Here is a 20,038-nt window from a genome sequence, read left to right as displayed (position 1 = left end):
TATTTAAGGAGGAAAGGAGCATGTCAAAGCACATTGTAGTAGCAGTCACCGGCGGAATTGCGGCGTACAAGGCAGCTACCGTGGTGCGTACCCTAATAAAGGATGGTTGGGATGTGCGGGTAATGATGACCAACCAAGCGACCAAATTTGTTACGCCCCTGACGTTTACTACGCTAACGGGCCATGCAGTGGTAACTACTTTGGGTCCGGCTAATCAGCCCCTCGCACACGTTGAACTTGCACGGTGGGCGGATGCAATGGTCGTGGTTCCAGCAACGGCAAATGTTCTGAGTAAGGTTGCCTTGGGAATCGCGGACGATGTAGTGACAACAACCCTGTGTGCGGCTGTTTGTCCCCGGCTCTTTATCCCCGCAATGAACGATCAAATGTATGCTAATCCAGCGGTTCAGCGCAACATTACCCGGTTACGGGCGGACGGGGCTCGGGTGATGGAGCCTGCTACGGGGATGCTTGCTGAGGGCTATGCTGGAAAGGGGCGCTTACCCGCACCCGCGGAAATTAGCACGTGGCTTTACCAACAACTCGTTCCTGGCACGGCACTTGCCGGGAAGCATGTCCTGGTAACTGCTGGTCCGACCCGGGAGTATCTTGATCCGATACGGTACATTACTAACCCTTCAAGTGGGCGGATGGGGTATGCGCTAGCAGCCGCGGCCCGCAATCAGGGGGCGGAAGTCACGCTGGTTAGCGGACCGACTGCGCTGCCTCCGGTTCCGGGGGTTACCTTGGTTGCGGTTCAGACAAGTGCGGAAATGGCGCAGGCCGTTTTTGCCCGCCAGACCCAGGCAGACATAATTATTGCCGCTGCAGCGGTCGCGGACTACGGCGTTAAACATCCTGCGCCCCAAAAAATCAAGAAGAATGGCGCTGAGTTAACCCTCCATTTGCACCAGACGAAAGATATTATTGCAACGGTGGCGCAAAACAAACGGCCAGACCAGTATGTGGTGGGCTTTGCAGCGGAAACCACGGCGGTGGCAGAACATGCCCGTGCCAAACTTCAAAGTAAGCAGCTTGATATGGTAGTGGCAAATGATGTGGGGAAGCAAGCGATCGGGTTTGGGAGCCGGAAAAATGCGGTGACCATTTTTACTCCTGAAGAGACGCCCCAGGCAGTTGCGCAGGCTTCAAAGCAAACGATCGCGGCAACAATTATTCAGGCCATTGCACGGCATTTAGGGCAGGTGAGTGACCATCAGTAAGTACGTTGGGGTGATTGTCGATGTTGCAACTCAGCAAACTAACCGGCCGTATACGTACCGGGTACCCGAAGAATTGACGACTGTTGTTGCTCCGGGGATACGGGTGGAGGTGCCGTTTGGCAAGCGGCAAGTCCAGGGCTTTATCGTTGAAACGGGAGATCAAGCCCCAGAGGGGGTGCAACTCCGTGCCCTCACGCGGTTAGTTGATGTTAGTCCTGTTCTGGGAGAAGAACAGCTCCGCCTTGCTGACTGGTTAGTTGCACGGACGTTTGCCTTTAAGATTAGTTGCTTGCAGGCTATGTTACCGGCTGCCATGCGCGCCCAGTACCAGAAAATAATTACGCTTATTGCGCCGGAGAAAGTGCCGGCAAGCGTGCGGGCTTTATTCGGGAAGGAAAAGGAGATAGCGTTTGATGATGACCGCCTTACCCCGGCGATGATGCGGACGATTGTTGAGTTGCAGCGAGTCGGGGTTGTCAAGGTTGATTACCATGTGACTGAGCGTGGGCACAAGAAGACCGTTTCGCAGGTTGTACCGTGCAAAACAACTGCGGAATACCGCGAATTAGCAACGCACGTCCGGGCCAACGCTGTTCGTCAGCGGGAATTACTCAAACGCTTAGCACACTTTGACGCACCGGTTCTTCAGGCGGAGTTTCTACGGGGGACGAACTTAACAACTAGTCACCTGCGGACCGCTGAACAACAGGGGTGGCTTGTTCGTAAGCAGGTTGAGCAGTACCGTGATCCGTTTAATGCGCCGGTAAAGAAAACAAGGATGCCCCACCTGACTCCGGACCAAGAAAGGGCCGTTGCGGCAATTACCGCTGCGGAAGAGGACAAGACGCCAACGCCTTTTTTACTTGAGGGGGTGACGGGAAGCGGGAAGACGGAGGTTTATCTCCGGACAATTGCCGCTGCTCTTCAGCAACAGCGAACCGCATTAATGCTCGTTCCAGAAATTGCACTGACCCCGCAAATGGTAAACCGGGTTCGCAGCCGGTTTGGGCACCAAGTGGCGGTGTTACACAGTGGGTTGTCAGTGGGCGAGAAGTATGATGAGTGGCGGCGAATCGCCCGGGGAGAGGCTAAGGTTGTTGTAGGCGCCCGGTCAGCTGTTTTTGCCCCATTGAAAAACATTGGCGTCATTGTCATTGATGAAGAACACGAAGGAAGTTATAAACAGGATAGTATGCCCCGGTACCATGCCCGGGACGTTGCTTTGTGGCGAGCGCGGTATCACCAGTGTCCCGTCGTGCTTGGGAGCGCAACACCGGCACTTGAATCCCGGGCCCGGGCACAAAAGGGTGTTTATCAGTGGCTGCGGCTACCGCACCGGATTAACGGTCAGGCTTTGCCCCGTGTGGAGCTCGTTGATATGCGGCACATGCTGGGGAAAACGCAGGTGGCGGATTTTTCGCCACAACTGGTTACGGCTCTCCGGGAGCGTCTTGCGCGCAACGAACAGGTTGTGCTAATGCTCAACCGGCGCGGGTACGCCGCGTTTGCGATGTGTCGCGAATGTGGGTTCGTTGTTCAGTGCCCGAATTGCGATATTTCATTAACGTTTCACCGCGACCGGCGGCGGATGCAGTGTCACTACTGTGGGCACGAACAACCGGTTCCCCGAAAATGCCCGCAGTGTGGGAGTCGCTACATTGGGTTTTACGGGACCGGAACGCAAAAGGTTGCCGAAGAGTTACACCAGTTAGTTCCCGCAGCGCGGGTTTTACGAATGGACGTTGATACGACCAGGCGAAAGGGCGCGCATGAGCGAATCTTAACGCAGTTTGGCAATCACGATGCGGATATTCTTTTGGGAACGCAGATGATTGCCAAGGGACTTGATTTTCCCGATGTTACCTTAGTGGGCGTCTTAAACGCAGATACGGGGTTAAGTTTACCCGATTTTCGGGCAAGTGAACGGACGTTTCAGTTGCTTACCCAGGTGAGTGGCCGGGCTGGTCGGGCACAAAAGGCCGGCGAAGTCATTATTCAAACGTTTAATCCGGACCACTACGCAATCCAAATGGCGGGTAAGCAGGATTATGAGGGCTTTTTTGTGCGGGAAATGCAGGTGCGGCACCAAAACGATTACCCGCCGTACTTCTACACAATTCAGCTGACAGCAAGCGGGCCGCAGGAAGCACAAGTGTTGCAGGTTCTTACGAAGATTCGGGCAGCATTAGCGCGAATTTTGTCACCGCAAGCGCGGTTACTCGGTCCCACCCCGCAGATGGTAACGCGGGTAAATAATCGGTATTATTACCAATTAATTATTAAGTACAAACAAGAACCCCAGTTGCAGGCGGACCTCCGAGAACTTGTTTTGCACACCCAACGGCTTAGTCGGCAGCACATTCAGTTAATCATTGACCGTGATCCGCAGGGGTTTTAGGGGAAGGAGTTAGCAATGACATCAGTAGTATTTATGGGAACGCCGCAGTTTGCCGCTTCGATTTTAACGGCGGTAATTGACGCGGGATATGACCTTCTGGCGGTTGTTACCCAACCAGACCGGCGGGTGGGACGGAAGCGACAACTTGTTGCTTCGCCCGTTAAACAAGTTGCCCTTGGGCACAACTTAAAGGTGCTTCAACCAGAAAAAATTAGTGGGAGTGCGGCCATGGAAGAAATTATTGCCATGCAGCCTGATTTCATTATTACCGCGGCGTACGGCCAATTTTTACCGGAAAAACTGCTCCGGGCGGCAAAGGTGGCGGCCGTTAACGTTCATGGGTCATTGCTTCCCCGGTACCGCGGGGGAGCGCCGGTGCAGTATGCTATCATGAACGGAGATGAGCAAACGGGAGTTACCATCATGTATATGGTGAAGGCTATGGATGCGGGGGACATTCTTGCGCAAGAGTCGTTGCCAATCGGCCCTAACGATGACACGGGGACGATTTTTACGCGGATGAGTGGCGTGGGGGCGACGCTTCTGCTCCAGACGCTTCCCCGCCTGATTAAGGGGCAGGTTAACCCGGTTCCGCAGGACGAATCGCAGGTTGTCTTTTCTCCAACAATTAGGCCTGAACAGGAGCAGCTGTCGCTTGCGCTGACCGCATCGCAGGTTGATTGGCGTGTGCGGGCTTTGCGGCCTCAGCCGGGGGCATATTTTGCGCATATGAACGGGAAGCGAACAAAGCTTTGGCGGGTAACTCCCCTAAGTGAGGTGACAACTGCTCCAAGTGGGACCGTCACTATCCGGACAAAGCACCGGCTTGTCCTTGCGGCCGCTGAAGGGACCCAGTACGAAGTGAACGAACTGCAACCGGCAGGCAAGGCCCGAATGGATATTACGGCTTATCTGAACGGGGGCGGCCAACAGATTAAGGAAGGAATGCAGGTAATTACCGATGCAGATTAATGAAACACCGCGGTACCTTGTGGTTGATATGCTTGACCGGGTAATGCGGCAGCACGCCTATTCAAATCTCACCTTAAACCAGGTCCTCAGCCATCACCCTCTTACTCAAAAGGATCAACGGTTGTTAACGCAGCTTTTTAACGGGGTATTACAGCACCGGTTAACGCTGGAATATTGGTTAACCCCGTTTATTCGGGGAAAGCAGCTAGTTCCCTGGGTTAATGAGCTGTTGTTAAGCGCCCTGTACCAGATGCACTACCTTGATCGGATTCCTGACCGGGCGGTGTTTAGCGAAACGATTGAGATTGCTAAGCGGCGTGGTCATGCGGGAATCCGCCGGTTTGTAACTGGGGTTCTCCACGCCGTTCAGCGCCAGGGAGTCCGACCGCTCAGTGTAATTGCTGATCCGGTAAAAAAGCTTAGCATCACGGCAAGCGTTCCGCAGTGGCTCGTACAGCAGCTGATTGCGGAACACGGGTTCCCCCGAATAGAGCGGATGTTGGCAACAATTAACGACCCCCCGGTGCAGAGTGTACGAGTGGTTCATCCGGCTACGCGCGTCCGGGTAGTTGAGGCGCTGCGACGTGCGGGGTTAGCGGTAACCCCAAGTCCCATTACACCAGTAGGGCTACGGGTGACGGGGGGGTTTGTTCCGGCAACCGCGGCTTTTAAACAGGGATTGATTACCGTTCAGGATGAAAGTGCACAGCTCGCGGTGGATGCCCTCATGGTTCGTCCAGCGGATCAAGTGCTAGATGCGTGTGCGGCCCCGGGCGGGAAAACAACCCAAATTGCCGGGAATTTAACTACCGGAAGAGTTACGGCCCTTGATCTGCATGCCCATAAGATAAAGTTAATTAAGCAGAATGCTACCCGGTGTGGGGTGGCCGCACGGGTTAACGCCCGTCAATTAGATGCGCGGCGAGCAGCCACCACCTTTACTCCTGGTTGTTTTGACCGGATTTTGGTGGATGCGCCGTGTTCGGGGATTGGATTACTCCGGCGTAAACCCGAAATTCGGTACATGAAAACGGCGGCGGATTCTAAGCAGTTACACGCTATTCAAGGAGCAATTCTTGACGCTGTCGCTCCCACGTTGCGGGTTGGCGGCCGGTTAGTATACAGTACCTGCACCATCTTGCAGCAGGAAAACGAGAAAACGGTGACGGCTTTCCTTGCCCGCCATCCCGAGTATACCCTTGAGCGGGTACAAACGACCAAGGGGATTAAGACCGACCGGGGAACGGATTCTTTAACCATTTACCCGGATGATTTCATGACGGACGGGTTCTTCATTGCAGCTCTCCGGCGCATTAAGTAGGAGGTGGTTTTAGTGGATGTGGATTATGAAACGATTACCGGGAAGGTACGGCAGCATAACGAAGATGCCGTGCAGCTTGTTACTAATCAGGGCGGTGTGACCGCAGCAATCGTTGCTGATGGGCTTGGAGGACATCAAGGGGGGGAAATTGCGTCTAAGATGGCGGTTTCTAGCCTTGGGTTTCAGTTTCAGCAAACAACTCTCACCACCCCTAGTGCCATCGAACCATGGCTTCAGCAAGTAATTCCCCAGGAAAATAGCGCTATTATTGAGCGGTCGCGGGAATACCCTGACCTTGCAGGGATGGGGACGACCCTGGTGTGTGCCTTTATTTTTCCACGGGATTTTGTGGTTGCCCATGTTGGGGACAGCAGGGCGTACGTTTTTCGAAAGGGACGGCTACAACAACTTACCACTGATCATTCCCTGGTTAATGAATTATTAGCAGCGGGGGAATTGCAACCAGAAGAAGTGGCGACGTTTCCCCATAAGAACGTTATTACCCGAACCTTAGGAATTTCGGACCAGGTTAAAGCGGACGTCGCAACGTTTCCGTTTCTTCATGAAGATCAGCTGCTTTTGTGTACGGATGGTCTTTATAAGTTGGTGGACCAGTCTACGATGGAGCAACTGTTGACAACGGCGCCAACGGTTACGGCGGCGGTTCACCGGCTGGTAGAAGCGGCTAACGTTGCGGGGGGGACTGATAATATTACGGCGCTTGTGGTTAAGAATGAAGGAGGCGAGTAGGATGAAGATCGGCTACATCTTAAACGAACGGTACCAGATCAATGCGCTCATTGGCGAAGGCGGCATGGCCAACGTTTACCGCGCGCGGGATTTGATCCTTAATCGGGACGTAAGCGTGAAGCTATTACGCTTGGATCTCCGGGATAATCCGGACGCAATGCGGCGGTTTCAGCGGGAAGCGTACGCCTTAACTGAACTTACGAACCCCCACATTGTAACCATCTATGATTACGGGGAAGAAGGGGGCATGCAGTACCTTGTGACCGAGTATGTTGCGGGGACTGATTTGCGGACATATATTAACCAGCACTTCCCGTTCCGGTACACGGAAGTGATCCGGATTATGGACCAGATTCTGGACGCGATGGCGGCAGCCCACGCGCACAATATTATCCACCGGGATTTAAAACCGCAAAACATTTTGATTGATAATCAGGGGAATGTAAAGGTGACGGATTTTGGCATTGCACTTGCTGACACCATGACACGCACTAACGCCATGGTAGGGTCGGTCCACTACATTTCACCAGAACAAGCCCGGGGCGGAGCGGTAACGGCGCAGTCTGATATTTATTCCCTGGGGATTATCCTGTTTGTGTTGCTAACCAATACGTTGCCGTACAACGGGGATACTCCCGTCGCAATTGCCCTTAAGCACAGTAAAGAAGCAATGCCGTCCGTACGAAAGTATGATGTGGGAATCCCCCAATCATTAGAAAACGTGGTTTTACACGCCACGGCTAAGAAACGACCGGATCGTTACCCGACGGTGGTCGCAATGAAGAAGGACTTGGATTCTGCCCTGTCATTTGAGCGGCAAGGAGAGGTACGCTGGGAACCGCGCTCCTATGTAAACGAAGAAACAAAGGTATTACCAACGTTAAATACGGCGGCACCGGCACCGGCGGTAGAAGCCCAGCCCAACACGCCAACAGAGCGACCAGTTTCTTCAAAAAAAGAGAAGGTTCCCGTTTCTCATAAGGCAAACCACCGGCGTCACCATCCCCGGCGATGGCGGTGGGCCATTGCAGGCGTTGGGGTTATTCTGCTTGGAATTTTAGGTGGTGGCGCTGTGTGGGCGTTAGTTCCCCAGCAGGTTCCGGCAGTTGCCGGCATGACAGTTGCAACTGCCCGAACTGCGTTGCAGGAAAAACATCTCCGCGTTGCGGGAGTGACAAAGCAATATAATTCCCATTACTTAGCTGGCCAGGTAATTACGACGACCCCCGGTCAGGGGAAGAAGGTTCGCCGGAATGGCGCCGTGAGGTTAGTTGTTTCCCGGGGAGCGGACCGCAAACGGTTCGGCGATTATCAGGGGCAGTCGTTTAACCAGGTTAAACGGCGTTTGGAGCACCAGGGAATGACGGTGCTCCGTCAAAACGTGTACGTTCCTGGGATGACGGCGGGCCAAATTATGGATCAGAGTATTGCCCCGGGGGAGCGCGTTGTTCCTCAGCAGACAACGGTGACGTTGACCGTTAATACCGGCCAACAGTTGTTTCACGTTAAGAACGTGACGGGATGGTCACTTAAACACCTGAAACGGTATGCAACGGAGGAGAGTTTGCGGCTGGTGATTATTAATAAATCAACCAGCGATTACCCGAATAATACGGTAATTAGTCAACAACCGGCTCCTCGGGTATACGTGCGGCACGGGGCTGTGCTGCGGGTTGTTGTTGCGGTTAAGCCGGGAAGCATGACGCAGACGACAACGGAAGTCCCGGTCAGCAATCCCGGGACTTTAAGGAGGAACTAAATGGAAGGACAGGTGCGGCAATCGTTAAGTGGCTACTATGACGTGGAAAGCGGCGGGCACATGTATCGAACCAGGGCCCGCGGGAAACTCCGGCAAAAACGCTGTGCTCCTCTGGTAGGTGACCGGGTTGAGTTTAAGGTTGATAAGGGGACGGAGTACGGTTACCTCTTGCGGGTGTTTCCCCGGAAGAACGAATTGGTGCGGCCACCAGTAGCGAATATTGATTGCGCCATCGTGGTCACAGCCGCAGTGGAGCCCGCCTTTAACCAAAACCTACTGGACCGGCAGCTGATTATGCTGACGGCCCAACAAATTACACCGGTACTATACTTTTCGAAGGGGGATTTAATGCTTCCCGAGCAGCGAATTAAACTGGCGGAAAAGGTCGCGTATTACCAGCAATTTTACCGGTGTTTTTTCCCGGCAAAAACGGATGACCAGGACACGCTTACGGCGTTGCGCGGAACCCTCACGAACCAGGTAGCGGTGGTAATGGGGCAAACCGGTGCGGGAAAATCAACGCTCCTCAACCAGTTAGCGCCCGAATTAGCTTTGGAAACGGGAACCGTATCTAAGGCGCTTTCCCGGGGAAAACACACGACACGGCGGGTGACACTTCTTTCCGTTGGTACCGCGTTAATCGCTGATACACCAGGATTCTCATCGTTTGAGCTTCGGAATCTTACCCGGGAAAACGTTCCTGGGTTGTTTCCGGAGTTTACTAGCAGGCAAATAGGGTGTAAGTTTCGTGGATGCCTACACCTTAACGAACCCTCCTGTGCCGTAAAGGCGGCCGTTGATGACGGCCAAATTGATCAACAGCGGTATGCTGATTACGTGCAGTTTCAGGACTGGCTGGCTCATCAACGGCCCCGGTACGGAAAAAATAAGGGGGGTATATGATGCAACAGGTAAACGTGTTAGTCGGGGGACCAGCAGAGTTTCTTCCGGAAAATGTTTTTGCTCGTGCCGGCCAGTGGCTTGGCGTTGATAAGGGGGCGGTGGCACTTGTTCGTCACCACTGCCGAATGGTTGCAGCAATCGGTGATTTTGATACCGCTGGTCGGATGGGCTGGGCGGTTAAGCAGGTAACGCCATGGGCAAATACTCTGGTGCAGGCTCCCCCAGAGAAAGATGATACCGATACTGAGTTAGCCTTGCGGTGGTTGGCAACAACCATGCCCCAAGCGGCCATTACGGTATACGGGGCGACCGGAGGACGGTTAGACCACCTGTTAGCTAACATCTTGTTTCCCCTGCGCCCTGAATTACGGCGGTTAGCTCCTCATGTGACGCTTCGGGACCGGCAAAACGTAGTTCAGTTTTACCTGCCGGGAACGCATAAATTAGTGCCGGAAAACCAAATGAACTACCTTGCGGTGATTCCATTAATGCCCGTTATGGGACTGACACTGCGTGGGTTAAAGTATCCATTAACGGAAGCGCGGTTTACAACCGCTCGGGCCCTTGTCAGCAACGAGTTTAATGCCACAACGGCTCAGATGAGTTTTACGCAGGGGGTAGTGTGTGTAATTCAAAGTAAGGACATTGTCAGAAAATAGTGGACAAAGAAAAAGCATGCATTTCCAACGACTAAGAGGGAATACATGCTTTTTGGTAATAAAAAAGACTCCTAAGGGAGAGGAGCCTTTCACTAACTATACGCGCTTAACCTTACCTGACTTAAGCGCCCGGGCTGAAACGTAAACCTTCTTCGGCTTACCATCAACCATGATGCGTACCTTCTGCAGGTTCGGCTTCCAGCTCCGGTTTGATGAGTTTAAAGCGTGGGAACGCTTCTTTCCGAAGGTGGTCTTCCGGCCAGTGATGTAATCCTTTGCCATCGTTAATCCTCCCTTAGCACTAGATTGCAAGTAATACTTGCTCATTCAGTTAATAAAGTTATCATAGGATCCTAACGATTGCAAGGAAAAGTGTAAAGTAAATTTGCTTGGCAGGATTTATTTTTAGTAATCGGGATGAAGCGTAACTTTTAATCTGTCGGGGGCTGTGCTATTATCGTACTATGATTATTTGACCATTAAGGGAGGCTGGGTGCTCATGGCAGTTAAAATTCAAAACCAGTTTGGGAGCATTGATATTGATAACAACGTAATTGCATCTGTTGTTGGCGGTGCGGCCACTGAGGTTTTTGGTATTGTTGGGATGGCCAGCAAAAACCAGATTCGGGATAACCTAAACGAGATCCTGAAGCGGGATAACTTTGCCAAGGGTGTCGTTGTCCGGCAGGATGGCGAGCAGATTGCCGTGGACGTCTACATTATTGTGGGATACGGTACGAAGATTTCTGAGGTTTGCCGGAACGTCCAGAATAAGGTCAAGTATAACCTGGAATCCATGCTCGGAATCACTGCTGATGCGGTGAATGTAATTGTGCAAGGCGTTCGCGTGATCGACGTTGAAGCTGAGCGTAGGTAGGAGGATATGGTCTTGAAGGTTTCCGAAATAACTGAAACTGAATTTCGTAAAATGGTCGCGGTTAGTACCCGGCGGCTCAATGAAAATGCTGATTTTATTAATAAGTTGAACGTCTTCCCCGTTCCGGATGGCGATACGGGGACAAATACCAGTATGTCACTTGCGAGCGGTGCAAAGTACGTCGCAGAATCGGCGGCAACGAGTGTTGGCGAGCTGACGACGGCCCTGGCTAAGGGATTGTTAATGGGTGCTCGGGGTAATTCTGGGGTAATCTTGTCTCAAATTTTTCGGGGATTTAACCGGTCAGTGGGCAAGAAAAAGACGTTAACAGCGCAGGACTTAGCTGACGCCATTACAAATGGGGCTGAAACGGCGTATAAAGCGGTGATGAAGCCTACTGAAGGGACCATTTTAACGGTGGCCCGGAAGGCGGCGGAGGCTGCTCGTCATACCGTTAGGCAAACAAACGATGCGGCTCAGGTTATGCAGGCGGCGGCGGCGGGTGCGGCTAAAGCGTTGGCAACGACTCCCGATTTGCTTCCTGTCTTAAAGGAGGTTGGCGTGGTTGATTCTGGAGGGCAGGCGTTGACGTTTGTTTACCAAGCGTTTGCGGATGCCTTAACCGGAAACGTTGCGGTTGATGAAACGCACCAACCGACCCCGGGCGAAATGGAAGGCATGGTGAGCGCTAAGCACCAGGAGGCCGCTCAGACCCAGCTTAATCCGGAAGATATCAAGTATGGTTACTGTACTGAAATTATGGTGCGGTTAGGGGCCGGGAAGCTTGTTGATAAGCAATTTGATTATGATGAATTCCGGGGGTACCTGAATAAACTGGGGGATTCCCTCCTGGTAATTGCTGATGACGAAGTTGTTAAGGTTCACGTGCACACGGAACATCCGGGTAAAGTACTATCTTATGGTCAGCATTTCGGGGCTTTGATTAAGGTGAAGGTTGATAACATGCGCCTTCAGCATGAAACTATCTTGGAAGAAAACGGCGTAGAAGACCAGCCCGCTCCACAGAAAAATGAGGTTGCGGGGGACTACGGAATTATTGCGATTGCTTCCGGTGACGGGATTGCTAAGATGTTTACCGGATTAGGGGTAACCAATGTTCTGAGTGGGGGCCAAACGATGAACCCAAGTACGGCTGACATTGTCGCTGTAATTAAGGCGACAAAGGCTGATAAGGTCATTATTTTACCAAACAACAAGAACATTTTCATGGCGGCAGAACAGGCCGCCGAAGTGGTTGACGCGGATGTTGCCGTTGTTCCTACTAAGACCATTGCGCAGGGGATGACGGCGTTACTTGATTTTAATAAGGATCTGTCCCTTGCGGAGAACGCAAAGAACATGGCCGCTAACCTTGACGACGTTAAGTCCGGTCAGGTAACGGTTGCTGTCCGGGATACAACGATTGACGGGCGAGCAATTCACAAAGGCGATTATATGGGAATTGTTGATGGTACCATCGTCGTGACAAATACCGACCAGAAGAAAGCGGCTGTGGAAATGGTTGGTCACATGTTAGATGAAGACAGCGAAATTGTAACGATTATTTACGGGGAAGACGGCAGTGAAACGGAAGCACAGGCGATTAAAGCGGCCGTTTTAACCCTGGATGATGAACTCGAGGTTGAAATCCATGCGGGTGATCAGCCGGTTTACCCGTACCTGATTTCAGTTGAGTAAAAATCCCTCCGGGTGATTGGTCCGTGTGGCCGGTCACCCTTTTTGTGGTTTAGTGGAGGTGAATGGTATGGACGAACTTGCCCAGCCCGTGACCGTGCTAACGGGAGTCGGGCCCAAGAAGCAACAGGCCCTCAATAAACTGGGGATTAACACAATTGAGGATTTACTGGTTGATTACCCGTTCCGGTACGATGATTTCACCACGAAAAAGATTGATGAAATTGCGGATGAAGAGAAGGTAACTCTCAAGGGAGTTGTCGGTTCCGAGCCGGTTTTAACCCGGTTTGGTTGCCGAAAAAGCCGATTAAATTTCCGGCTGATTCTTGATTCAGCAGTTATCATGGTGACGTTTTTTAACCAGCCATACCTCAAAAAGCAACTAACGCTTGGGGCAGAAATTGGGGTTTACGGGAAATATAATGCGGCCCGCCAACGGCTAACCGGGATGAAACTGATTAATCTGCAGAAGATTAAGGATCGCGGTTTTCAGGGGGTCTATCGGGCTTCCAATGAGATCAAAGCCAATGCCATTGAGCAGCTCGTCCGGCAAGCGTACGACCGGTTTCATTCCGCTATCCATGATGTGGTTCCAGTAGGTCTCCGTCAAAAGTACCGCTTAGAGCCACGGGAACAGATGATTCATGATATGCACTTTCCGGCCACCATGCAGGCGGCGAAACGGGCGCGCCGGTCGGCGATTTTTGAAGAATTTTTTCGGTTTCAAGTGGAACTTCAGTACGTGCGGCGCCGGAACCAGCATGAAGCGGGGTTAGCAATTAAGTATGACGTCACTACCCTGCGGGACTTTATTCGCCGGTTGCCCTTTGAATTAACGGCCGCCCAAAAGCGGGTGGTAAACGAAATTTGTGCGGACATGCTCCGGCCCGTTCACATGAACCGGTTACTGCAGGGGGACGTTGGATCAGGGAAAACGGTTGTTGCTGCGATAGCCATGGCGGCTGCGGTTAGTGCAGGTTTTCAAGCGGCGCTGATGGCACCTACTGAAATTCTGGCCGAACAGCACGCTGCTAAGCTTGCTAAGTTGTTTGAACCCTTGGGAATTACTGTGGGATTGCTTACAGGAAGTTCAGTGTCCCGGGCAGCCCAACGGCGGGAATTACTGGCACACTTGGCCAACGGAGACGTTGATATCATTGTGGGAACGCATGCGTTGATTCAGGAGCCAGTTGGGTTTCATAATCTCGGGCTAATTGTAACCGACGAGCAACACCGGTTTGGGGTTAACCAGCGCCGGACGCTGCGGTTAAAGGGGGGAAACCCCGACGTACTGGCGATGACCGCGACACCGATTCCTCGAACTTTAGCAATCACGGCGTACGGTGAAATGGATGTTTCCATTATTGACGAACTACCGGCGGGCCGGAAACCGATTAAGACCACCTGGTTGCGGAAAGCCCAGTTAAATGACGGCTTAGGGTTCATCGAAACCCGCCTCCAAGCTGGGGAGCAGGCCTATGTTATTTCTCCGCTCATTGAGGAAAGCGATGCGGTTGAGTTGCAAAACGCCACGGCCGTCTATGAACGACTGACGACACGATTTGCTAGCTACCGCGTAGGATTACTCCACGGACAAATGAGTGCGGACGAAAAGAACGCAGTAATGCGGGCATTTAAGAACCATGAAATTGACGTTTTGGTCTCCACAACGGTCATTGAAGTTGGGGTGGACGTCCCTAACGCCACGACCATGATGATTCTTGATGCCGATCATTTTGGACTAGCGCAACTTCATCAACTCCGGGGGCGGGTCGGTCGGGGAGCCGTCCAGTCGTACTGTTTGTTAGTGGCGGATCCTAAAACGGATTACGGGAAAAAGCGACTTGAGACGATGATTCAGACAGCCGATGGTTTTGTGATTGCCCAGCGGGATTTGGAATTACGTGGGCCCGGTGAAGTAATGGGCGAGCGTCAATCGGGACTGCCCGCATTTAAGGTAGGGGATCCGGTTCAGGACCTAACTATCCTTGAAGTTGCGCAGCAGGCAGCTCATGCGGTGGTGTTTGCGGCGGACTTTACAACTAATCCGGCGTATGCAACGTTACGTAGTTACCTGAGAGACCGTGTTTTACGGGTAGGTAATTTCGATTAGTGTTAATTTAGGGTAAAATAGAAAAGAAGTAAATTAAGTATCGTGAAGGGAAGAGAAAGTATGATTAAATTAGCAGTTGATGCGATGGGCGGTGACAACGCACCAGCAAGTGTTGTTGCGGGGGTTGAACGGGCCCGGAATGAATTTAACGACGTTGAGTTTATTTTGTTTGGTGATGAGGCTAAGGTGCGCGCTGTTTTAAAGAACGACGAACGAATTACGCTAAAGCAGGCGGATGAAGTCATTACCATGAACGATGAGCCGGTTAAGGCGGTCCGGAAAAAGAAGACGTCTTCAATGGTGATGGCCGCCAATGCCGTGAAGGAGGGTGAAGCGGATGCCCTGTTCTCGTGTGGAAATACGGGGGCGCTCTTAGCATCTGGTCTCCTGATTGTTGGGCGAATTCGGGGGATTGTACGACCGGGATTACTGTCAACATTGCCGGTAATTTCGTTGAAGGGGGGATCCTTTAACTTACTGGACAGCGGGGCTAATGCTGACAGTAAGCCAGAACAGCTGTACCAGTATGCCCTTCTCGGGAAGTATTACGCCAAAACTGTTCGGGGAATTAAGAATCCGCGAATCGGTCTGTTGAATAATGGAGAAGAACCACATAAGGGAAGTAAGTTAACGGTTGCGGCCCACCAGTTAATTGCTGCTGATGCAAGCATTAACTTTGTCGGAAACGTTGAGTCCCGGGCAATTGTAAGTGGAGTGTGTGACGTCGTTGTTGCGGATGGTTTTACCGGTAACGCCGTACTTAAATCAATGGAAGGCACCGCCTCGGCTTGCATGCACCTCTTAAAGGACGCAGTTCTTGACGGGGGAATTGCCGGAAAGTTAGGAGCTATGCTGATGGGAAAGAGTTTAAATAAGGTAAAGGTCATGATGGACCAGTCCCAGTATGGTGGCGCCGTTCTCCTCGGAGTTAAGGCACCGGTTGTTAAGGCTCACGGTTCAAGTGATGCCCGGGCGGTTTATGCGACAATCAAGCAGATTCGGGACATGATTAACGGTGAAATGTTACCGCGGTTTAACCAGTTCTTTGCCGCTCAACGGGCTGCCCAGAAGGAAGAAACGGCTAGCCACGCCGAATAGGGGGAATGCGACCGTGATTATTGGACTCGAACATCACTTGGCCACCACTTTTGGCATCCATTTTCATAATCCTGCTTTATTGGATGAAGCTTTTACCCAGGCATCGTACGTGAATGAGCATCCCAAAGAGCACCTCAAATACTACGAACGGATTGAGTTCTTGGGGGATGCCGTTATGCAATTGTGTGTCTCGGAATACCTGTTTAAACGGTATCCGACAATGCCGGAGGGGAAGTTATCCCGGTTGCGGGCTGCCATGGTGTGTGAGGATAGTTTTAGTAAGTTTGCCAAGGAGTGTCACTTTGATGAATATATTCGGCTCGGGAAGGGGGAAGAGAAGGCGAATGCCCGGCAACGGCCGTCCCTTCTCTGTGATATTTTCGAATCGTTTATTGGAGCGCTCTACCTCGACCAGGGGAAGGATGCCGTTGTACGGTTTATTAGTCGGGTAGTTTTTCCCAAGCTTGATATGGGGTGGTTTGATCACTTACTTGATCATAAGACCGAATTGCAAGAACGGTTGCAAGAGAACGGGGATTGTTGCATTGAATATCGCCTAAAAGCAGCTAGTGGACCGGATAATGACCGGCAGTACACGATGACCGTATGGGCGGATGGCCGCCAAATTGGGGAAGGAACGGGCCATTCAAAGAAAGCCGCCGAGCAAGCAGCAGCGGCGCAAGCGTTGCGCGAAATGGTCAACGGACGGAGTGAAGAACGTTAATGAAATTGAAATCACTGACGCTAACCGGCTTTAAGTCGTTTGCGGATAAAACAGTAATTGATTTTCAACCCGGAGTAACCGGAATTGTGGGCCCCAACGGGAGCGGGAAGAGTAATATCACCGAAGCAATTCGGTGGGGGCTAGGTGAACAGTCTGCTAAGAGTTTACGGGGCGGGAAAATGGCCGACGTCATTTTTGCCGGAACGAGTACCCGTTCGCCACTAAATAGGGCTGAAGTCGTTTTAACCTTTGATAATAGCGACCACCTGTTACCGCACCAACCCGAAACCGTTGAGGTTATCCGGCGGCTATACCGGGACGGCACCAGTGAGTTCTGGTTAAACGGCCGTCAGGTGCGGTTACGGGATATCGTGGACCTTTTTTTGGATACAGGCCTGGGAAAGGAATCATTTTCGATTATTTCACAGGGACGTGTTGAAAAAATTTTTAATAGTAAGCCAGAAGAACGCCGGGTAATCGTCGAAGAATTAGCCGGTGTTTTGAAGTATAAGCAAGAAAAGAAGCGGGCGCAGCAGGAGTTGGTGGGCACCCAAGAACACCTGGATCGGGTAGTTGACATTATTACCGAACTAAAAGCGCAACGGGAGCCCCTTAAGGAGCAGGCTAGTATTGCCCGTGACTACCAACACCAGAAGGAGCAGTACGATTACTTATATCAAAGTAAGCTGGTTGTTGAACTTGAGGAAAATAAACGTCGGCGGGTTCAATTAGCAGCGGACGTTGAACAGGCCAGTGAATTAGCAGCTAAAACCGGAAATGACCGGCGTGAACGGCAACGGGCTGTCGCGGAAGTACGGGCAACATTACAGGAAAAGGAACGGGTGCTTGATCAGCTTCAAGAGAATGTTGTGCACCTAACCCAGCAGCACGAGCATCTTGTAAGTGAACAGCGGGTTCAGCAACAGGATGCGACTTTCCAGCAGGAACGGGTTGCAGCTGGAAAGAAGGAATTAGTCCGGCTGGAGGCGGAACAAGCGCAGCAAACCATTCAAGTTAAGCAACTACAACGGGTTGTCACGCAACTTCGCCAGGAATATGAAACGGCCACTAAACGAGTGGCGACGCTTGCGCCAGCAGAATGTGCCGATGACCAGTTAGCCGCTGCTCTTAAAAGAGCTCAGGCCCAAGTAGCTAAGTTAACAACGGCAAGGTCCGTTGCCAATGCCCGTATTACGGATTTACAAACCCGTCAAAGCCAGGAAAACGAGCCCAACGCCCAAGAAGTTACTGCCACCCACCACCTCGAAGAGGCTCAAAAACGATTGGCAGTAATGCAGCAGGATGTTCAGCAAACAACGCAGCGGCTTGAGGAAATGACAACCCGCCAGCAGGAACTCACCACCAGGCTTCAGGCGGCTGCGGATAAGGAACGGCAGCTTCGGCGGCAGGGCCAACAAGCTGATCGAATTTACCAGCAGGCGACCACCCGGATGGAAACGTTAAGGGGAATGGCCGCAAATTATAACGGCTACTACCAGGGAGTACAAGTAGTGATGAAGGCCCACCTTGACGGGGTAATTGGCACTGTTGCTGATGTGTTAACCGTCCCAGCTCAATATGCCATGGCCATCGAAACGGTGCTTGGTGGTCAGTTACAAAACATCGTTGTTACCAATCAGACTGTGGCCCAACAGGCCATTAAGTATCTTCGGCTGCACCGGTCTGGCCGGGCAACGTTTTTACCCCGCCAATCGGTTACGTCCCGGCAACTAACTCCTGAGCAGCAGGCGCGGGCTGCTCAAATTGATGGGTTTCAGGGAGTGGCTGCCGATTTGGTTACCAGTGCGCAGGAGAATGTTCGGGTAGTTTCTCACCTTTTAGGAGCAACGGTGGTAGCTTCTGATTTAGCGGCGGCTACCCGAATTAGTAACACCTTAAACCGCCGGGTCCGGGTCGTGACGCTCGCCGGTGATTTGATTAGTGCGGGCGGGGCGATGACCGGGGGAGCGATGCAGCACAAGCGCCCGGGAATTCTGGCGCAAAAGCAGCGCCAAGACGAGTTAGTCGTCCAGGTAAAAACGATGCAAACGCGCCTTCAAGCACTCAATCAAACAATTGAAGAAACGCATATCCAAGTGGAAAAACAACGGCAACAGGGTGCCCGGTTAACCCAGGATATTGAACACCTGCGGGCAACCTTAGCGTCTAAAAACCAGGCTATGACCACCGCTGAAGGGACGGTAGCCCGGTGGCAGCAAACCGTTGCCGCTGAAACTAAGTCCCAGCAGACGGCAGCGGCCACTGCCCGCCGGATTAAGGAATTAGAAAAAGAATTAGCGACCACCACAACGGCTTTACACCAGGCAGAACAGCAGGTTGATGAACTGACCGCCAAGCAACGGGCTAAGGCGGTTGCTCGGCAAAAACAAGCTGCTGAGTACACGGCCGCAACGACCACGGTAACGGCAAAGCAGGCGGCGTTAACCGCCCAGCAAGACCGGCTCGCGGACGCAAAGCAACGGTTAATGGCGGTAACCACACGGATTCGTGAACAGCAAAAGGAACTTGCTGGGGCTAAACAACCTATTTCACTTGATACTGCGGCATCCCTTGAGCAAAAGGTGACCGCCATGCATGAGCGGCTAGTGGCCGCTACTGCTCAGGTGACCGCCGCTAAGGAAGCGCGCCAACAGCTCCACGTTCAGGTAACTGCGATTGAACGCCAGCTCACCCGGGCTCAGGAATTGGCCGCGGATGCACGCGATGAGTTTCAGCGGCGTCAAACAGCCCTTGCAGCGTGTGAGGAGCTCATGGACCACCACCTCGAGACCTTACGTACTAAGTATGGGGTGACGTATGAGGCGGCTGCAGCAGCAAAACACGAGACCGATTTAGCGGTCATTAACCGGCAATTGCCACTCCTTAAACGAGGAATTGATGAATTGGGAACGGTAAACCTGGGCGCTATTGAAGAGTTCGACCGGGTTGATCAACGGTATCAGTTCCTTGCCCACCAGCAGGCTGACTTACAGGCAGCCTGTGATCAATTGACAGCTACCATTAATGAAATGGATGGCGAAGTGGTTACTAAGTTTAAGGGAGCGTTTGAACAACTCCGGACAGCGTTCCAACAGATTTTTCCTCAGGTTTTTGGTGGGGGACAAGCCGACCTAAAATTAACGGCGCCGGATAATTTGTTAGAAACGGGAATTGAGATTACCGCTCAGCCACCAGGAAAGAAGCAGCAAAACATGCGCCTTCTTTCGGGGGGAGAGCGAGCCCTAACGGCCATTGCTTTACTATTTGCAACGTTACGGGTGCGGCCGGTTCCGTTTGTTATTTTGGACGAAGCGGAGGCTGCCCTGGATGACGCTAATGTTGCCCGGTACGCGCAGTTTTTACGGCGGTTTGATACTGACACACAATTTATCGTGATTACTCACCGAAAAGGAACCATGATGAATGCGAGCGTCCTGTACGGGGTAACGATGCAGGAGGCCGGTGTTTCAAAGATGGTTTCCATTGCTGTTGATGACGCAGTGAATTTAAATCGGGAGTAAAGTTTGGTAGAATGTTACTCAGAAA

15 protein-coding genes are annotated in these 20,038 nt (G+C 52.2%); 14 read left to right on the top strand and 1 reads right to left on the bottom strand.

Annotation, left to right across the window (positions count from 1 at the left end):
- The first annotated feature begins 20 nt into the window (after positions 1-20).
- Genes coaBC through ACI3EZ_RS00900 form a run of 8 tightly spaced genes read left to right on the top strand, consistent with a single transcriptional unit; the run spans position 21 to position 9,985 of the window.
- Positions 21-1,223 carry a bifunctional phosphopantothenoylcysteine decarboxylase/phosphopantothenate--cysteine ligase CoaBC gene (coaBC, locus tag ACI3EZ_RS00935; protein ID WP_405025236.1) on the top strand — a complete coding sequence of 401 codons (1,203 nt, stop codon included), beginning with the start codon at positions 21-23 and terminating at the stop codon, positions 1,221-1,223.
- Positions 1,216-3,621, top strand: coding sequence for a primosomal protein N' (priA, locus tag ACI3EZ_RS00930; RefSeq protein WP_405025456.1), 2,406 nt, complete (start codon positions 1,216-1,218; stop codon positions 3,619-3,621). The genes coaBC and priA overlap by 8 nt, the downstream gene beginning before the upstream one ends.
- A gap of 15 nt (positions 3,622-3,636) precedes the next feature.
- Positions 3,637-4,593 carry a methionyl-tRNA formyltransferase gene (gene fmt / locus ACI3EZ_RS00925; RefSeq protein WP_405023733.1) on the top strand — a complete coding sequence of 319 codons (957 nt, stop codon included), beginning with the start codon at positions 3,637-3,639 and terminating at the stop codon, positions 4,591-4,593.
- Positions 4,583-5,914: a 16S rRNA (cytosine(967)-C(5))-methyltransferase RsmB gene (gene rsmB / locus ACI3EZ_RS00920; RefSeq protein ID WP_405025235.1), complete on the top strand. Its 1,332-nt coding sequence runs from the start codon at positions 4,583-4,585 to the stop codon at positions 5,912-5,914. The genes fmt and rsmB overlap by 11 nt, the downstream gene beginning before the upstream one ends.
- Before the next feature lie 12 nt (positions 5,915-5,926).
- Positions 5,927-6,664, top strand: coding sequence for a Stp1/IreP family PP2C-type Ser/Thr phosphatase (locus ACI3EZ_RS00915; RefSeq protein ID WP_405025234.1), 738 nt, complete (start codon positions 5,927-5,929; stop codon positions 6,662-6,664).
- 1 nt (position 6,665) lies between these two features.
- Complete coding sequence (gene pknB / locus ACI3EZ_RS00910) at positions 6,666-8,423, top strand: Stk1 family PASTA domain-containing Ser/Thr kinase (RefSeq protein WP_405025233.1); 1,758 nt, start codon at positions 6,666-6,668, stop codon at positions 8,421-8,423.
- A complete protein-coding gene (gene rsgA, locus ACI3EZ_RS00905) occupies positions 8,424-9,326 on the top strand; it encodes a ribosome small subunit-dependent GTPase A (protein WP_405025232.1) in 903 nt (300 codons plus the stop codon). It abuts the gene before it with no gap.
- Positions 9,326-9,985 carry a thiamine diphosphokinase gene (locus ACI3EZ_RS00900; RefSeq protein ID WP_405025231.1) on the top strand — a complete coding sequence of 220 codons (660 nt, stop codon included), beginning with the start codon at positions 9,326-9,328 and terminating at the stop codon, positions 9,983-9,985. Before rsgA ends, ACI3EZ_RS00900 begins: the two co-directional genes overlap by 1 nt.
- Before the next feature lie 96 nt (positions 9,986-10,081).
- Here ACI3EZ_RS00900 and rpmB read toward each other — a convergent pair whose 3' ends face one another.
- A complete protein-coding gene (gene rpmB / locus ACI3EZ_RS00895; protein ID WP_283581763.1) occupies positions 10,082-10,267 on the bottom strand; it encodes a 50S ribosomal protein L28 in 186 nt (61 codons plus the stop codon).
- A gap of 217 nt (positions 10,268-10,484) precedes the next feature.
- On the opposite strand from rpmB, the gene ACI3EZ_RS00890 reads away from it, so the two are divergent.
- From ACI3EZ_RS00890 to smc, 6 genes are all read left to right on the top strand, one after another.
- Positions 10,485-10,862, top strand: coding sequence for an Asp23/Gls24 family envelope stress response protein (locus tag ACI3EZ_RS00890; protein ID WP_405023727.1), 378 nt, complete (start codon positions 10,485-10,487; stop codon positions 10,860-10,862).
- 12 nt (positions 10,863-10,874) lie between these two features.
- Positions 10,875-12,560 (top strand): DAK2 domain-containing protein, encoded by a 1,686-nt coding sequence (locus ACI3EZ_RS00885; protein WP_405025230.1) that lies wholly within the window; start codon positions 10,875-10,877, stop codon positions 12,558-12,560.
- 67 nt (positions 12,561-12,627) lie between these two features.
- On the top strand, positions 12,628-14,670 hold the full coding sequence (gene recG, locus ACI3EZ_RS00880; protein ID WP_405025229.1) for an ATP-dependent DNA helicase RecG: 2,043 nt from the start codon (positions 12,628-12,630) through the stop codon (positions 14,668-14,670).
- 60 nt (positions 14,671-14,730) lie between these two features.
- Entirely contained in the window at positions 14,731-15,768 is a 1,038-nt protein-coding gene (gene plsX, locus ACI3EZ_RS00875) for a phosphate acyltransferase PlsX (protein WP_405025228.1), read from the top strand.
- A gap of 13 nt (positions 15,769-15,781) precedes the next feature.
- Positions 15,782-16,492: a ribonuclease III gene (rnc, locus tag ACI3EZ_RS00870; RefSeq protein WP_405023723.1), complete on the top strand. Its 711-nt coding sequence runs from the start codon at positions 15,782-15,784 to the stop codon at positions 16,490-16,492.
- Entirely contained in the window at positions 16,492-20,013 is a 3,522-nt protein-coding gene (smc, locus tag ACI3EZ_RS00865) for a chromosome segregation protein SMC (protein WP_405025227.1), read from the top strand. Before rnc ends, smc begins: the two co-directional genes overlap by 1 nt.
- Positions 20,014-20,038: the final 25 nt, after the last annotated feature.

Origin of the sequence: Ligilactobacillus sp. LYQ60 (assembly GCF_045033015.1) — a bacterium.
In the GTDB taxonomy this organism is placed as follows: domain Bacteria; phylum Bacillota; class Bacilli; order Lactobacillales; family Lactobacillaceae; genus Ligilactobacillus.
This window is presented reverse-complemented; position numbering and strand designations above follow the sequence as displayed.

Excerpts from the sequence above, each read along its gene's own strand:
- smc (WP_405025227.1), top strand. The coding sequence starts at position 16,492 with ATGAAATTGAAATCACTGACGCTAACCGGCTTTAAGTCGTTTGCGGAT.
- rsgA (WP_405025232.1), top strand. The coding sequence starts at position 8,424 with ATGGAAGGACAGGTGCGGCAATCGTTAAGTGGCTACTATGACGTGGAA.
- rpmB (WP_283581763.1), bottom strand. The coding sequence starts at position 10,267 with ATGGCAAAGGATTACATCACTGGCCGGAAGACCACCTTCGGAAAGAAG.
- coaBC (WP_405025236.1), top strand. The coding sequence starts at position 21 with ATGTCAAAGCACATTGTAGTAGCAGTCACCGGCGGAATTGCGGCGTAC.
- ACI3EZ_RS00900 (WP_405025231.1), top strand. The coding sequence starts at position 9,326 with ATGCAACAGGTAAACGTGTTAGTCGGGGGACCAGCAGAGTTTCTTCCG.
- pknB (WP_405025233.1), top strand. The coding sequence starts at position 6,666 with ATGAAGATCGGCTACATCTTAAACGAACGGTACCAGATCAATGCGCTC.
- fmt (WP_405023733.1), top strand. The coding sequence starts at position 3,637 with ATGACATCAGTAGTATTTATGGGAACGCCGCAGTTTGCCGCTTCGATT.
- recG (WP_405025229.1), top strand. The coding sequence starts at position 12,628 with ATGGACGAACTTGCCCAGCCCGTGACCGTGCTAACGGGAGTCGGGCCC.
- ACI3EZ_RS00890 (WP_405023727.1), top strand. The coding sequence starts at position 10,485 with ATGGCAGTTAAAATTCAAAACCAGTTTGGGAGCATTGATATTGATAAC.
- rsmB (WP_405025235.1), top strand. The coding sequence starts at position 4,583 with ATGCAGATTAATGAAACACCGCGGTACCTTGTGGTTGATATGCTTGAC.
- plsX (WP_405025228.1), top strand. The coding sequence starts at position 14,731 with ATGATTAAATTAGCAGTTGATGCGATGGGCGGTGACAACGCACCAGCA.